General features: G+C 68.9%; 12 protein-coding genes and 1 riboswitch. Of the genes, 5 read left to right on the forward strand and 7 right to left on the reverse strand.

Features of this window, described 5'->3' with window-relative positions; translation table 11 throughout:
- Positions 1–13: 13 nt before the first annotated feature.
- Positions 14–1,027, forward strand: coding sequence for a lipoyl synthase (gene lipA, locus FCG67_RS12030; RefSeq protein ID WP_136910035.1), 1,014 nt, complete (start codon positions 14–16; stop codon positions 1,025–1,027).
- 56 nt (positions 1,028–1,083) lie between these two features.
- Positions 1,084–1,824 (forward strand): DUF4191 domain-containing protein, encoded by a 741-nt coding sequence (locus FCG67_RS12035; RefSeq protein WP_136910036.1) that lies wholly within the window; start codon positions 1,084–1,086, stop codon positions 1,822–1,824.
- A gap of 73 nt (positions 1,825–1,897) precedes the next feature.
- Here FCG67_RS12035 and FCG67_RS12040 read toward each other — a convergent pair whose 3' ends face one another.
- A complete protein-coding gene (locus FCG67_RS12040) occupies positions 1,898–2,374 on the reverse strand; it encodes an RDD family protein (protein WP_136910037.1) in 477 nt (158 codons plus the stop codon).
- A 195-nt stretch (positions 2,375–2,569) separates the two neighbouring features.
- Here FCG67_RS12040 and glnA (FCG67_RS12045) point away from each other — a divergent pair, with 195 nt between their 5' ends.
- A complete protein-coding gene (gene glnA / locus FCG67_RS12045; RefSeq protein ID WP_097212117.1) occupies positions 2,570–4,006 on the forward strand; it encodes a type I glutamate--ammonia ligase in 1,437 nt (478 codons plus the stop codon).
- A gap of 90 nt (positions 4,007–4,096) precedes the next feature.
- On the opposite strand, the gene FCG67_RS12050 is transcribed toward glnA (FCG67_RS12045), so the two are convergent.
- The 3 genes from FCG67_RS12050 to FCG67_RS12060 all read right to left on the reverse strand — a co-directional run bounded on the left by FCG67_RS12050 (position 4,097) and on the right by FCG67_RS12060 (position 6,187).
- On the reverse strand, positions 4,097–4,627 hold the full coding sequence (locus FCG67_RS12050; RefSeq protein WP_136910038.1) for a C40 family peptidase: 531 nt from the start codon (positions 4,625–4,627) through the stop codon (positions 4,097–4,099).
- Between the two features lie 245 nt (positions 4,628–4,872).
- The gene (locus FCG67_RS12055) at positions 4,873–5,253 is read right to left on the reverse strand and encodes a hypothetical protein (protein ID WP_246045022.1); all 381 of its coding nucleotides are present in this window, start codon (positions 5,251–5,253) and stop codon (positions 4,873–4,875) included.
- A gap of 172 nt (positions 5,254–5,425) precedes the next feature.
- Positions 5,426–6,187 (reverse strand): MgtC/SapB family protein, encoded by a 762-nt coding sequence (locus FCG67_RS12060; protein ID WP_136910040.1) that lies wholly within the window; start codon positions 6,185–6,187, stop codon positions 5,426–5,428.
- Positions 6,188–6,480: 293 nt separating this feature from the next.
- A riboswitch (M-box (ykoK) riboswitch) is annotated at positions 6,481–6,654 on the reverse strand.
- A 171-nt stretch (positions 6,655–6,825) separates the two neighbouring features.
- Between FCG67_RS12060 and FCG67_RS12065 the strand changes: the two genes are divergently transcribed.
- Positions 6,826–7,926 carry a serine hydrolase domain-containing protein gene (locus FCG67_RS12065; protein WP_136910041.1) on the forward strand — a complete coding sequence of 367 codons (1,101 nt, stop codon included), beginning with the start codon at positions 6,826–6,828 and terminating at the stop codon, positions 7,924–7,926.
- Positions 7,927–7,932: 6 nt separating this feature from the next.
- Here FCG67_RS12065 and FCG67_RS12070 read toward each other — a convergent pair whose 3' ends face one another.
- The 3 genes from FCG67_RS12070 to FCG67_RS12080 are packed head-to-tail and all read right to left on the reverse strand — an operon-like array spanning position 7,933 to position 13,924.
- Positions 7,933–10,947 carry a bifunctional [glutamine synthetase] adenylyltransferase/[glutamine synthetase]-adenylyl-L-tyrosine phosphorylase gene (locus FCG67_RS12070; RefSeq protein ID WP_136910042.1) on the reverse strand — a complete coding sequence of 1,005 codons (3,015 nt, stop codon included), beginning with the start codon at positions 10,945–10,947 and terminating at the stop codon, positions 7,933–7,935.
- 6 nt (positions 10,948–10,953) lie between these two features.
- On the reverse strand, positions 10,954–12,294 hold the full coding sequence (gene glnA / locus FCG67_RS12075; RefSeq protein WP_136910043.1) for a type I glutamate--ammonia ligase: 1,341 nt from the start codon (positions 12,292–12,294) through the stop codon (positions 10,954–10,956).
- Between the two features lie 55 nt (positions 12,295–12,349).
- Positions 12,350–13,924, reverse strand: a complete 1,575-nt coding sequence (locus FCG67_RS12080; protein ID WP_246045023.1) for an alpha/beta hydrolase — start codon at positions 13,922–13,924, stop codon at positions 12,350–12,352.
- 165 nt (positions 13,925–14,089) lie between these two features.
- Here FCG67_RS12080 and FCG67_RS12085 point away from each other — a divergent pair, with 165 nt between their 5' ends.
- Positions 14,090–14,938 carry a type IV toxin-antitoxin system AbiEi family antitoxin domain-containing protein gene (locus tag FCG67_RS12085; RefSeq protein WP_246045024.1) on the forward strand — a complete coding sequence of 283 codons (849 nt, stop codon included), beginning with the start codon at positions 14,090–14,092 and terminating at the stop codon, positions 14,936–14,938.
- Positions 14,939–15,006: the final 68 nt, after the last annotated feature.

Raw genomic sequence — 15,006 nt, forward strand, 5'->3', positions numbered from 1 at the left:
TAGCATCGGAGCCGTGACTGTGGCCCCAGAAGGACGCAAGCTGCTCCGTATCGAGATCCGAAACGCGGAGACCCCCATCGAACGCAAACCCAACTGGATCAAGACCCGAGCGAAGATGGGCCCGGAGTACTCCGAGCTCAAGGGTCTGGTCAAGCGGGAGGGTCTGCACACGGTCTGCGAGGAAGCGGGCTGCCCCAACATCTACGAGTGCTGGGAGGACCGCGAGGCCACCTTCCTCATCGGCGGTGAACAGTGCACCCGCCGATGCGATTTCTGCCAGATCGACACCGGCAAGCCGGAGGCGCTCGACCGCGACGAGCCGCGCCGCGTCGCCGAGTCGGTGCAGGCAATGGGTCTGCGGTACTCCACGATCACCGGCGTCGCCCGCGACGACCTCGAGGACGGCGGCTCCTGGCTGTACGCCGAGACGGTCCGCCAGATCCACGCCCTCAACCCAGGCACCGGCGTCGAGAACCTGATCCCCGACTTCAACGGCAAGCCGGATCTGCTTGCCGAGGTGTTCGAGTCGCGGCCGGAGGTCCTCGCGCACAACGTCGAGACCGTGCCGCGGATCTTCAAGCGCATCCGTCCCGCGTTCCGGTACGAGCGCTCGCTCGGCGTCATCACCGCCGCCCGCGACTTCGGACTGGTCACCAAGTCGAACCTCATCCTCGGCATGGGCGAGACGCCCGAGGAGATCCGCCAGGCGCTGGTCGACCTGCACGAGGCCGGCTGCGACATCATCACCATCACCCAGTACCTGCGTCCCTCGCCGCGGCATCACCCCGTCGAGCGGTGGGTCAAGCCGGAGGAGTTCGTCGAGCACTCCCAGTTCGCCACCGAACTCGGCTTCGCGGGCGTGATGGCCGGACCGCTGGTCCGCTCGTCCTACCGGGCCGGTCGCCTCTACGCGCAGGCGATGGCGCACCACGGCCGCGAGCTGCCCGAGGGCCAGGCCCATCTCGCCGACGGGGGCAGCGCCTCGCAGGAAGCCAGCTCGCTGATGGAGCGGCTCGCCCGCGCCTGAGCCCCACCACCACTCGGGTGCGATCGGCCTCCGGCCAGGGACGTATCCTGTGACGTATGGCGAACGGCAAGGGCAAGCCCACCAAAGAGGCGAAGGCTGCGGCGAAAGCGGCCCGTAAGCAGGCATCGAAGGAGCGCAGGAGCCAGCTCTGGCAGGCGTTCCAGATGCAGCGCAAGGAAGACAAGCTGCTGCTGCCGCTGATGATCGGTGCCGTCGTCGGGCTCGCCGTGGTGTTCTTCCTCGTCGGCCTCATCTTCGGAATCCAGTGGTTCCTGCTGCCGATCGGCATCCTGCTCGGTGTGCTCGCCGCGTTCATCATCTTCGGCAGGCGCGTGCAGAAGACCGTGTACGGCAAGGCCGAGGGCCAGGCAGGCGCAGGCGCCTGGGCACTGGACAACCTGCAGGGCGGCTGGCGGGTGTCCAACGCGATCGCGGGTACCACCCAGCTCGACGCCGTGCACCGGGTGATCGGCAGGCCGGGCGTCATCCTGGTCGCCGAGGGTTCGCCTCAGCGGGTGAAGTCCCTTCTCGCGCAGGAGAAGAAGAAGACCGCGCGGCTCGTCGGCGACACCCCGATCTACGACATCATCATCGGCAACGACGAGGGCCAGGTGCCGCTGTCGCAGCTGCAGAAGTACCTCGCGAAGCTGCCGAAGAACATCGACACCAAGCGGATGGACTCGATCGAGTCGCGGCTGGCGGCGCTCGGCGCCCGCGGCGGCCCGGCCATGCCGAAGGGCCCGCTGCCCGGCGGCGCCAAGATGAAGGGCGTCCAGCGCACGATGCGCAGGCGCTGACCCTCCCCCTCACAACCGAAGTGCCCTCGACGTGATTCACGTCGAGGGCACTTCGCGTTCGGGTGCGGGGCGACTAGCGCGAGCGAACCAGCGCGGTGCCGGTGGCGCGGTCGTGCATGCCGCGGCCGTCGAGATCGGTGATCAGCGCGGGGATGACGAACACCAGCAGCACCTGACGGGCCAGCGCACGCACGATGCCGACGGGCACCGGCGCGTCGACCCGGGCCACCTGCAGTCCCACGCAGTACTGGCCGGGGGTGAAGGAGAACAGCGTCACCGTGAGCACGCCGACGACGAACCAGACCATCAGGATGATGGTGCCGAGCCGGCCGTCGAGCGCGTCCCCGCCGAGGATCAGCAGCGCGACGCCGCCGCCCATCAGCCAGTCGATCATGAAGGCCGCGAGACGTCGGCCGGTGCCGACCAACGAGCCGCGGCCCGACTCCGGCAATCCGAGCCGCTCGCCCTTGTAGAGGTTCTCGGTGCCGTCCTCCCCCTTGGGAAGGGCCGCCGAGGGGCCGGAGAGCCAGGATCCAGTGCTTCGCGCCATGCATCCCAGGATAGGCCCAGCGTGGCGGGTCGATCACGATGGCCCGGGGAGGGTGTGAGATACACCGTTATCCGAGACGTGTAACACTGGCGAAACACAACCTTGATTGCTGGGCAACACCAGGTCCATACCGTCTGTCTCGACGCAAGCCGCCGGAATGCACAATCGGCAGGCACCAACTGAAGGAGCACACGCGTGGCGTTCACCACGGCCGAAGAGGTCATCAATTACATAGCCGACGAAAAGATCGAGTACGTCGACATCCGGTTCAGCGACCTGCCGGGCGTTCAGCAGCACTTCTCGATCCCCGCGTCCGCGTTCAACAAGGACGTCTTCGAGGACGGCCTCGCGTTCGACGGTTCGTCCGTCCGCGGCTTCCAGTCGATCCACGAGTCGGACATGATGCTCCTGCCCGACGTCAGCACCGCCCGAGTCGACCCCTTCCGCGCCGCCAAGACGCTGAACATGGACTTCTTCGTGCACGACCCGTTCACCCGTGAGTCCTACAGCCGCGACCCCCGCAACGTCGCGCGCAAGGCCGAGGAGTACTTGGTCAGCACCGGCATCGCCGACACCGCCTTCTTCGGCGCCGAGGCCGAGTTCTACATCTTCGACTCGGTCCGCTACGACTCCGGCATGAACGGCGCCTTCTACGAGCTGGACTCGATCTCCGGCTCCTGGAACACCGGCAACGAGGTCAACGCCGACGGCAGCCCGAACCTCGGCTACAAGGTTCGCCCGAAGGGTGGCTACTTCCCGGTCGCCCCGTACGACCACTACGTCGACCTGCGCGACGAGATCTCCACCAACCTGCAGAACGCGGGCTTCGAGCTCGAGCGCGGCCACCACGAGGTGGGCACCGGCGGCCAGCAGGAGATCAACTACAAGTTCAACACCCTGCTCGCGGCGGCCGACGACCTGCAGCTGTTCAAGTACATCGTGAAGAACACCTGCTGGCAGAACGGCAAGTCCGCGACCTTCATGCCGAAGCCGCTCTTCGGTGACAACGGCTCGGGCATGCACGTGCACCAGTCGCTGTGGAAGGACGGCAAGCCGCTCTTCCACGACGAGTCCGGCTACGCGGGCCTGTCCGACATGGCGCGCCACTACATCGGCGGCATCCTGCACCACGCACCGTCGCTGCTGGCCTTCACCAACCCGACGGTCAACTCGTACCACCGCCTGGTGCCGGGCTACGAAGCCCCCATCAACCTGGTGTACAGCCAGCGCAACCGCTCCGCGGCCGTGCGTATCCCGATCACCGGCAACAACCCGAAGGCCAAGCGCATCGAGTTCCGCGCGCCGGACTCCTCGGGTAACCCGTACCTGAACTTCGCCGCGCAGATGATGGCCGGCCTGGACGGCATCAAGAACAAGATCGAGCCGATGGCGCCGGTCGACAAGGACCTCTACGAGCTACCGCCGGAGGAGGCCCGCAACATCCCGCAGGCCCCCACCAGCCTGGCGACGGTCATCGACCGCCTCGAGGCCGATCACGAGTACCTCACCGAGGGTGGCGTGTTCACGACCGACCTGATCGAGAGCTGGATCTCGATCAAGCGCGAGCAGGAGATCGCCCCGGTCAACCTGCGGCCGCACCCGTACGAGTTCCAGCTGTACTACGACGTCTAAATCGACGTCCAAGTCGTTCATCCGCTGAACGCCTGAACACACAACGGCGCCCCGACCATTTCTGGTCGGGGCGCCGTTGTCCTGAGGGGGTCAGTACCGCCGGGCGGCGGTGAAGGGCATCGAGTCGAGCGGTGCCCGCTTGACCGACTGGCCGGGGGTCGGCGCGTGCACGACCATGCCGCCGCCTGCATAGAGGCCGACGTGCTCGGTGCCGTAGAACAGCACGACGTCGCCCGGCTGCAGGTCACCCTTGCCGACCGGCGTTCCGCCGTTGATCTGGTCGTAGGTGGTCCGCGGCACGGACACGCCCGCCTGCCGATATGCCCACTGGACCAGACCCGAGCAGTCGAAGGTGTCGGGGCCGGTCGCGCCCCACACATAGGGCGCGCCGATCTTGGTCTGCGCGGCGTCGAGTGCGCGCTGTCCGTGCGTGACCATGGCGTCCGGGGTGATCGCGCCCATCGGCGGTAGGCCGGGGATCTCGAAGTTTCCCAGCCCCGGGATACTCAGCGGCTGCGCCACCGCGGGGGCGACCGGGAGAATCACCGCTCCCGCGGTGATCGCCCCCAGCAACAGACCACGGGCGATTCGGTTGTTCTTCTGCAGGCGGTGCTTGCTCATGCGAGGGGTCCTCCGGGTGTTCCGCTGACCGAAACCTCGTGTGGCTCGATCTACTGGCGGAACCCAGAGTCCCTTCGTTATCTAATCGAGACATCGGGAGAACTACCCGCATGGGTACCCGTTTTGTGATGTTTGGGTACCTGGTGTGATGTGTCGGTTACCCGGCCTGAATCCGTACCGACTCCCCGGTCCGTACGCGCGTCAGCGCTCGCACCGGGTCCCGGTGCGAGCGCGACACCTGCGCGCTATGGGGTGTTGACGTAGTCCTCGATCGCCTTCTGCGCCTTGGGGTTGCCATTGGCGATGCCGATGAGCGCGCCGGTGACGGCACCGGTCGGCAGCCCGATCATGCAGCCGGCGAGACTGCCGGGGAACATCGAGAGGCATCCAACGCCGAGGCCGATGGCCGCGCCGATCGCCGTTCCGGCCGCGCCGCCGTTGGCCCAACCGAGATTGAGCTCGTTGAGCATGTTCTCGAGCGCCGCCTGTTTCTGGTCGACCAGGTGCACCCCCGGGACCACCGGTCGCGGCGGTCCCTCGTCCGGGGCGATCGGGCCGGCGTGTGCGGTTCCCGCTCCGGCAATCACCGCCGCGGCGAACAGGGCCGATACTGACGTTCGGGTCATCAGTTTCATGTCGATCCTCACCTTGCAGACGAAGGACGAGCCAGGACTGACTGTAACTTCCGGTCGCGGCGGGGGGTGAGCGAAACGCCGCAATTCCCCTGGCTCCGACCAGCGCCGTTATGTGGACAATCGTCCGAGTTCCAGCGGCGTTTCGCCGAGTGTGCAGCTACCGTCACGTCGGCCGAGAGCGGGCGACGGCAGCTGCACACTCGGCGGCGGGCCGAGCGCAGCGAGAGTCGGTCTCCACCGACCAGCGCACGTGGGTCACCAGCGGCTCCATGCTGAGCCGGCTGACCGCGCTCTCGAGCAGCCGGTCGTCCCGCTCGTCGGCCGTCAGCTCCGCCAGCACCGTCACCTCGCCGGTCTCGGGCAGATCGAACGAGCGGACGGATCGCAGTCGGAACTCCGAGCGCGAGACTGCCTGCACGGCGAGCCCACGCACGTGGGCCTCGGCGTCGTCGCGGCACGTCACCTCGAAGACGTATTCCGCCGCAGGCATCTCACGCCCCTTGGTGGCAGGTTGATGATCCATCAACCTGCCGAGCGGGCGCAGCAGCGTGTTCGCCGTCATGATCGCAACGGTGCCGATCACCGCGGCCCAGTACATCCCGCCGCCGGCCAGCGCACCGATCGCCGCCGTCGCCCAGAGCGTCGCCGCCGTGTTCAACCCGGTGATCGAGGCGCCCTGCTTCATGATCACACCCGCCCCGAGGAAGCCGATGCCCGAAACGATCTGTGCGGCAACGCGAGTCGGGTCCGCCCCCGGACCGTCGAAGCTGTAGGCACCCAGGATCACGAAGAGCGTCGCACCCAGACTGACCAATGCGTTGGTCCGGAGCCCGGCCAGCCGGGACCGCCACTGCCGCTCGATCCCGACCGCAGCGCCCAGCCCGAGGCCGAGCGCCACGCGCAGGATGATCACCGTCGTATCCATCGCCAACTCCTAGTTCCCTGGCGCGCAGCGCAGGGTTGCTCCGCGACATCGAATGCCGCGGGCTCGAACGCGACGCCGAGGTCGCGAGGGGGGAAGGACCGAGGTGGGCGAGACCAGCCGCCTCAGCGACCACCGTCGGCCGAATTGTGTTGCGTCAAAACTCCACTGGGCGGGTCGTCCACGGTGGTCACCTCCTCCTGCGTCTGGCTGCCGCGAACGGATGGACACCGCCGCGGTGGAACCTGCGAGCACACGAGGTCGAATCCACCTACTCCGACATGGATTCCGTCGATCTGACACCTCCACGTAAGGGCTTTGACACTGCACGACGTATCCCGGATCACGCCGGGAAGCCACTTCGGATCACCCCTTAATCCGGGGAGATCTGTCCTAACCTTGGGCGTCTCTCGACGTCGTCAGATCAGTGGCCTGTGTTCGTGCAGGAGCCTCGCCTAACGAGGTGCTGCGTTTTCCACCGTAGGCGCGATGCATTGGCGGGGCAACCCGCCCACAACGCCGCGCGCCGCCGACGACGACGCCGATCCGGTCACCGAGGCCACTCCCCCGACCGAATATCAGGGCACAGATCAGGGGCAACCCCGATGACACCGATCGGCCCCGTCCGTACGGTCATCGACATGCGACACCAGAAGCCGGCGCTCGCCGCCGCCATCGCCGCGATCGCCCTACTACTCAGCGGCTGTGTGGATTTCGAGCGCACCCGTACCCTGCAGAACGACCTCGACGGCTTGACGAGCGCGGGTGTCGCCGGCGCGGTATCGACCGTGAGCGCCAACCGCACCACGACTGTGCTGACGAGCGGCGTCGGCGACCGCACGACCGGCGCCGAGATCGCCGACGACAGTCGGGTCCGAGTGGGCAGCATCACCAAGGCCTTCACCTCCGCGATCATCATGCAACTCGTGGCGGAGGGAAGGGTCGATCTCGACCGCGCCATCGACGGCTACCTACCCGGTGTGATCGCGGGCGCGGGCGGGGACGGCACGGCGATCACTGTCCGGCAGCTCATGCAGCATCGCAGCGGGCTGCCCGAGTTCGCGGGCGAACCGGGGGCGGACGAACTGGTCGCCGCGAACGAGAACCGCACGATCACCCCGGCCCAGGCGGTGGCGATCGCGATGGCCAAACCGGCACAGTTCCCGCCGGGATCCCGATTCCTCTACACCAACACCAACTACATCGTGCTGGGCATGCTGATCGAGGCGGTGACCCGACACAGTTACACCGACGAGCTCACCACCCGCATCCTCGGCCCCCTCGGCCTCGAGGACACCTACCTTCCCGGGCCTGGCGAGCGCGCGATCCGGGGCCCGCACCCCTCCGGATACCAGGACGTCGACGGCATCGTCAGCGATGTCTCGATGATCGAACCCTCGGTCCCGTGGTCGGCGGGTGCCCTGGTCTCCACCGGCCGCGACATCAACAGGTTCTGGCTCGCCCTGCTGGACGGGAAGGTGGTTCCCCGTGCGCAATTGGACGAGATGACGAAGGCACAACCCGCCGCCGACGAGGCCGAGGGCATGGGCTACGGCCTCGGCGTCGGATCCACCGACCTGCCGTGCGGGGTCAGGTACGTCGGCCACACCGGCGGAATCCCCGGCTACTACACCCTGTCCGGCGCGAGCACCGAGGGCCGCGCGGTGACCATCACCCTCACCCAGATCCCGACCCAGCAGACCGACAGCGAGGCGCTGCTCTCGCACGCGCTCTGCCCATGAGCCCGGTCAGGCGCCGAAGGTGTGCTCCACCACGGCCTTCGCCCGGCGCGTGACGCGCAGGTAGTTGTCCAGGAACTCCCCGGCGTCGCCGGAGTTCCAGCCGGCGACCTGCGCGACTGCGGACAGCACCCGGCCCGGCCCCGGCAGCTGATCGGTTGGCTTGCCGCGCACCAAAACCAGGGCGTTGCGGGCCTTGGTCGCCGTGAGCCAGGCCTCGCGCAGCAGCTCGATGTCCGTCTCGCTCATCAGTTCCGCCGCGCCGATCGCGTCCAGCGTCTGGAGCGTCGAGGTGTTGTGCAGGGCGGGCACGTCGTGGGCGTGCCGGAGCTGGATCAGCTGCACCGTCCACTCCACGTCGGCCAGGCCGCCGCGTCCGAGCTTGGTGTGGGTGGCCGGGTCGGCGCCGCGCGGCAACCGCTCGGAGTCGACCCTGGCCTTGATCCGCCGGATCTCGCGGACCGCCTGTTCGGAGACCCCGCCCTCCGGGTACCGGGTCTCGTCGATCATGTGCAGGAACCGCAGGGCCAGGTCCGGGTCACCCGCGGCGGTGTGCGCGCGCAGCAGCGCCTGGATCTCCCAGGCCTGCGCCCACTGTCGGTAGTACGCCTCGTACGACGCCAACGTCCGCACCAGCGGACCGTTGCGGCCCTCGGGGCGCAGGCCGGTGTCCACCTCGAGCGGCGGGTCCGTGCTCGGCGCGCCGAGCAGCTTCTGCACCCGATCCGCGATGCTGTTGGCCCACTTGACCGCCCGGACCTCGTCCTCGCCGGGCTTGGGTTCGCAGACGAACAGCACGTCCGCGTCCGAGCCGTACCCGAGCTCCCCACCGCCGAGCCTGCCCATCCCGATCACCGCGAACGACGCGGGCGCAGGCCCACCCAGTTCGGCCTCACTGGCCCGGATCACCGAGTCCAGCGCGGCACCGAGCACGGCCGCCCACACCGAGGACAGGGCGCGGCACACCTGCGGGACATCGAGCATTCCCAGCACGTCGGCCGACGCCACCCGCGCCAGCTCGTGCCTGCGCAGCGAGCGGGCGGCATTGACCGCACGCACCGGATCGTCGTAACGCGCGGAGGAGGACAGGATCCCGCGGGCGACCTCGTCCGGGTCGATGTCGAGCAGTCGGGGTCCGGTCGGCCCGTCCGCGAACAACCGCAGCACATCCGGTGCCTTAATCAGCAGGTCCGGGATGTACGCGGACGATCCGAGCACGATCATCAGGCGCTGGGCCACCGCGCCCTCGTCGCGCAGGACCCGCAGGAACCAGTCCTGTTCGACCATCGCCTCGGACAGCCTGCGGTAGGCGAGCAGTCCGGCGTCGGGATCGGGTGTGTCGCTGAGCCATTCGAGCAAGGTCGGCAGCAGCAGTGCCTGGATCCGCCCCTTCCGCGATGCGCCGCCGGTCAGAGCCTTCAGGTGACCGAGGGCGTTCTCGGGCGCGGTGTAGCCGAGCGCGGCGAGCTGACGCGTCGCCGCGTCCGGGCTCAACCGGATCGCGTCCTTGTCCAGCCGGGCAACCGATTCCAGCAGCGGGCGGTAGAAGAGCTTGGCGTGCAGGCGACGGATCCGGTGCGCGTTGCGCTTGACCTCGGCGTTGAGCACGCCGAGCGCGTCCCGCTGGCCGTCCGGACGCATGTGCGCCGCGCGGGCGAGCCAGCGCAGCGCCTCCTCGTCGTCCGCGGGCGGCAGGGTGTGCGTGCGCTTGAGCTTCTGCAGCTGTAGCCGGTGCTCGATCAACCGCAGGAATTCGTACGACGCAGCGAGATTCGCGGCGTCGTCGCGCCCGACGTAGCCGCCGGCCGCGAGCGCGGTCAGCGCGTCGACGGTGCTCTTCACGTGCAGCGACTCGTCCGCGCGCCCGTGCACCAGCTGCAACAACTGCACCGCGAACTCGACGTCGCGCAGACTGCCGCGGCCGAGCTTGATCTCCCGCTCGCGCAGCTCCGGCGGCACCATCTCCTCGACCCGGCGGCGCATGGCCTGCAGGTCGACGACGAAGTCCTCGCGCTCGGAGGCCATCCACACCATCGGGCTCAGCGCGTCGACGTAGCGTTCGCCCAGCTCGAGGTCGCCCGTCGCCGGTCGCGCCTTGAGCAGCGCCTGGAACTCCCAGGTCTTGGCCCAGCGCTTGTAGTAGGCGATGTGCGAGTCGAGGGTGCGCACCAGCTCGCCGCGCTTGCCCTCCGGTCGCAGCGCCGCATCCACCTCGAAGAAGGCGGCCGAACCCACCCGCATCAGCTCGCCCGCGAGCCGGCTGGTGGATGCGTCCGAGGGCTCCGCGACGAACACCACATCGACGTCGCTGACGTAGTTCAGTTCGCGCGCACCGCATTTGCCCATCGCGATCACGGCGAGACGGGCCGGACACGGACCGTCGGGGTAGATCTCGGCGACCGCGACCGCGAGCGCCCCGGTGAGCGCGGCGTCGGCCATGTCGGAGAGCTGGCGCCCGACCGTCTGATACGGCAACACCGGCTCGTTCTCCACGGTGGCCGCCAGGTCGGAGGCCGCCAGCACCATCAGCTGGTCGCGGTAGGTCTTGCGCAGCGCGGCGATCGCGGCCGGGCCGGTGATCCCCGCCCGGTACACCAGGTTGGTCTCGGACGCGCTGTCGTCCGGGGCGGCCTTGACGCTGGCCAGCAGCTCGTCGGTGAGCTCGTCCCGGCTCGGCAGCCTGGCCTCCCCCGCCAGCAGCTTCCACCCGGACGGGTCGGCCACGAGGTGGTCACCGAAGGCGCTCGACGCGCCGATCAGTCCGAACAGCCTGCCCCGCAGGGCCGTATCGGTGCGGAGTTCGGCGTCGAGCTCGGCCCAACCGTCCCCGAGGCCGTCCTTGACGCGGACCAGGGTGCGCAGCGCCAGGTCGGCGTTCGCGGCGCGCGAGAGCGCCCAGAGCAGCTCCAGGCTCTCCGGGTTGGCCCAGTCGAGGTGGGCGAGCTCGTCCCCCGCGGTCGGCTCGACGAGGCCGAGACGGCCGACGCTGGGGATGGTGGAACGGGCGGTAGGCGGCTTGACCATCGGTGCTTACAGACCCAGGTACGTCTTGATCTCGAACGGGGTCACCTGGCTGCGATATTCCTCCCACTCACGCCTCTTGTTGCGCAGGAAGAAATCGAACACGTGCTCGCCGAGCGCCTCGGCCACCAGCTCCGAGCGCTCCATCTCGCGCAGCGCGGTGTCGAGGCTGCTTGGCAGCTCCTTGTAGCCCATCGCCCGGCGCTCCGCGGAGGTCAGCGACCAGACGTCGTCCTCGGCCTCGGGCGGCAGCTCGTAGCCCTTCTCGATGCCGCGGAGTCCGGCGGCGAGCAGCACCGCGAAGGTGAGATACGGGTTGCAGGCCGAGTCTGGGCTGCGGATCTCGACGCGACGCGAGGACGCCTTGTTCGGCGTGTACATCGGCACCCGGATCAGGGCCGAGCGGTTCGACGGACCCCAGGACGCGGCGGTCGGGGCCTCGCCGCCGTGGATCAGCCGCTTGTAGGAGTTCACCCACTGGTTGGTCACCGCGCTGATCTCGTTGGCGTGTTCGAGGATGCCCGCGATGAACGCCTTGCCGGTGTCCGAGAGCTGCATCGGGTCGTCCGGGTTGTGGAAGGCGTTGTTCTCGCCCTCGAACAGGCTCATGTGGGTGTGCATGGCCGAGCCGGCCTGATCGCCGAACGGCTTGGGCATGAAGGTCGCGCGCACGCCCTCGTTGATCGCGACCTCCTTCACGATGTAGCGGAAGGTCATCACGTTGTCGGCCATCGACAGCGCGTCGGCGTAGCGCAGGTCGATCTCCTGCTGCCCGGGCGCGGCCTCGTGGTGGCTGAACTCGACGGAGATGCCCATCGACTCGAGCGCGTCGATGGCGTGCCTGCGGAAGTTCGGCGCGGAGTCGTGCACGGCCTGGTCGAAGTAGCCGCCGCTGTCCGCGGGCACCGGCGGGGTGCCGTCGGCGGGGCCGTTCTCGAGCAGGAAGAACTCGATCTCGGGGTGCACATAGCAGCTGAACCCGAGGTCGCTCGCCTTGCTGAGCTGCCTGCGCAGCACGTGCCGCGGGTCGGCCCAGGACGGCGTCCCGTCCGGCATCGCGATGTCGCAGAACATGCGCGCCGAGTGCTGCGCGCCGTCCTTGTGCGCCCACGGCAGGATCTGGAAGGTCGATGGGTCCGGCTTGGCGACAGTGTCCGCCTCCGAGACCCGCGAGAAACCCTCGATGGCCGAGCCGTCGAACCCGATGCCCTCGCTGAAGGCACCCTCGAGTTCGGCCGGGGCGATCGCCACCGACTTCAGGTAGCCGAGCACATCGGTGAACCACAGTCGGACAAAACGGATGTCGCGCTCTTCGAGGGTGCGGAGCACGAATTCCTTTTGGCGATCCATGTCCGCGAGAGTAGGCAAAGTCCGTTAAATCTGTGTTACATCGTGAAATCGGTTACTAACACGTGAGGTCGGGCTGGGGTTCGGTCAGCTCGGTGAGGTACTCGACGACGGGGTCGTCGACGCAGGAGACGCCGCTCATCGCGACCGTGTGCTGGGTCCCCCGGTACGTGATCAGGGAGGCCCCGAGCTGCTTGGCCAGCTCCACTCCCGCCTGATACGGCGTGGCGGGATCCTCGGTCGTCGAGATCACGACGAGGTGCGGCAGACCGGGGGCATCGATCGTGTGCGGGCTCCCGGAGCTGGGCACCGGCCAGAAGGCGCAGGTGTCGAGCGGGGCATTGCCCGTGCCGCGGCCGTCGTCGAGGAACGGCGCGGCCCGCCGGAACTCGGTATCCGCAGCGCCCGCCTCGGCCCGGTCGGTGACCGGCGGGTCGTCGACGCACCGAACCGCGTTGAACACGTCCTCGATGTTGCTGTAGCTGCCGTCCTCCTGGCGACCCTCGTACGTGTCGGCCAGCTGCAGGAGGGTGTCGCCGTGACCGTCGGCCAGCGAGCTGAGCCCGCCGCGGAGCATCCCCCACAGGTTCTGCGAGTACAGCGCCTGCTGGACCCCGGTGATCGCGTCCCGGTAGCCGAGACCCCTGGGGTCGGTGGTGTCCGCCGGCTTGTCGACCAGCGGATCGAGCAGCTCCTTGAACCGCGCGCTGAACCGGGAGGGGTCGGTGCCGAGCGGGCAGTCGTCCGACTGCGCGCAGTCCGCCGCGAACGCGTCGAACGCCTTCTGGAAGCCCGCCGCCTGCAGCACCACCTCTTGGACCTGGTCCTGGTTCGGGTCCAGCGCGCCGTCGAGCACCATCGCGCGCACGTTCGCGGGGAACGTCTCGGCGTAGCTCGAGCCGAGCCGGGTGCCGTAGGAGTACCCGAGGTAGCTCAGCTTCTCGTCGCCGAGCACCGACCGGATCACGTCCATGTCCCGGACCACCTCACGGGTGCCGACGTGCTCGAGGAACTCGGCTCCGGTCCGCTCGGCGCACCTGCGCGCGTAGTCGGCGTTCTTCGCCTCGATCCGGGCGATCCCCTCCGGGCTCATGTCCACGCCGGGATCCGCGCGCTGCGCGTCGGTCTCCGCCGGCGTCAGGCAGCGGACCTGCGGCGTCGACGCGCCGATCCCGCGCGGGTCGAACCCGATCACGTCGAACCGGTCGCCCAACGCGGTGCCCGCGCCGTCGGTCGCCATCGCCAAGCCGGATGCGCCGGGCCCGCCGGGATTGACCAGGACGGACCCGATCTTCGGGCCGGTCGCCTGGCTCCGGGAGATCGCGATCTTCGCGGTGTCCCCTGTCGGGTCCGCATAGTCCACCGGCACGGTGATCTCGGCGCACTCGAGGCTGCTGGCCAGCGGCATCCCGTCGGTGCTGTAGCCCTCGCAGGACTCCCACTGCGGGGTCTGCGTGTAGAACGCCTCCAGGCCCGCCGGGACCGCGCCCGCCCCCGGGCCGAAGTCGCCCGCGGGCCTGCCCGCCGCCTCGCCCTTGGCGGCCCCGTCGACCACGCTCCCGCATCCGGCGGCCATGGCTGCGACGAGCGCTCCCACGGCCAGTACGACAGGGACTCGGCGCGACATCGGCATGCCATCGATGGTGCCACGGGCCGCCGGACCCCCGGCCCGGCCCTGATCCGGCAGGATCAGCCCCGCATTCCGGGGCAGATCCTGCCGAACTACGCGCTGAGTGGAACGCGAGGCGGTCTGCCCGCCGTCCAAGACGACATGACGCCGATCGCCGTGCACGCAGTGATGGCAAGTCAAGACGGCGTCATCACCCTGGGCCAGGCACTGTCGGCGGGCATGAGCCGGACGGCCGTCGACCGCCGGGTGGGCACCGGTCAGTGGCGGCGTCTGTACCGGGGCGTCTACCTACGGTCCGACCGGCAGCTGACCCGCGCCGCGCGCCTGCGCGCGGCGGTGTTCGCCGCCGGACCGGACGCCGTGGCGAGCGGAACCAGTGCGGCCTGGTGGCTCGGCCTCACCGACCGACCGCCCATCGACGACCTCGTCACGATCCCCCGCGCCCGCGCGGTGACGAACCGGGATGGGATCCGCATCCGACGTCGTGACCTGCACTGGACCGACATCGGCACGCAGCGCGGCCTGCGCGTCACCGAGCTCCCGCTCACCGTCCTCGAAGCCGCCGTCGAACTCCGGGACGGGTCGGTGTTGATGGACCGAGCACTGCAACGACACACGACACTCCCCGTCCTTGAGGCCGTGCACGAGCGGAACAGCGGACGGTCCGGCACCGCCGCCGCCACCCGGCTGCTGCGTTCGGCAGGCGAGGGTGGTGCGTCGGAGGCCGAGCGCATGCTGCTGCGGTTGCTCCGGGGGTCGGAGCTGACCGGCTGGAGTCCGCACGTCACCAGCTGTGGATACGAGATCGATGTGGCGTTCGTGCGCAGGCGCGTCGCGATCGAGGTGGACGGGTGGGCATGGCACCGCGACGTGGCCCGGTTCAACAACGACGCCCGGCGCCAGAACATCCTGGTCAATGCCGGCTGGCACGTGCTGCGCTTCACTTGGCACCAGCTCCGGCACGACCCGGATTCCGTCCTGCACCAGATCGTCGCGGCTCTCGACAGCCGCTCGTGACCGATATGGGCAGGATCAGCCCCGGATTGCGGGGCAGATCCTTCCCAAGACGGAGCACTCCATATGTG

The organism is Rhodococcus oryzae (genome assembly GCF_005049235.1).
In the GTDB taxonomy this organism is placed as follows: Bacteria; Actinomycetota; Actinomycetes; order Mycobacteriales; family Mycobacteriaceae; genus Rhodococcus_G; species Rhodococcus_G oryzae.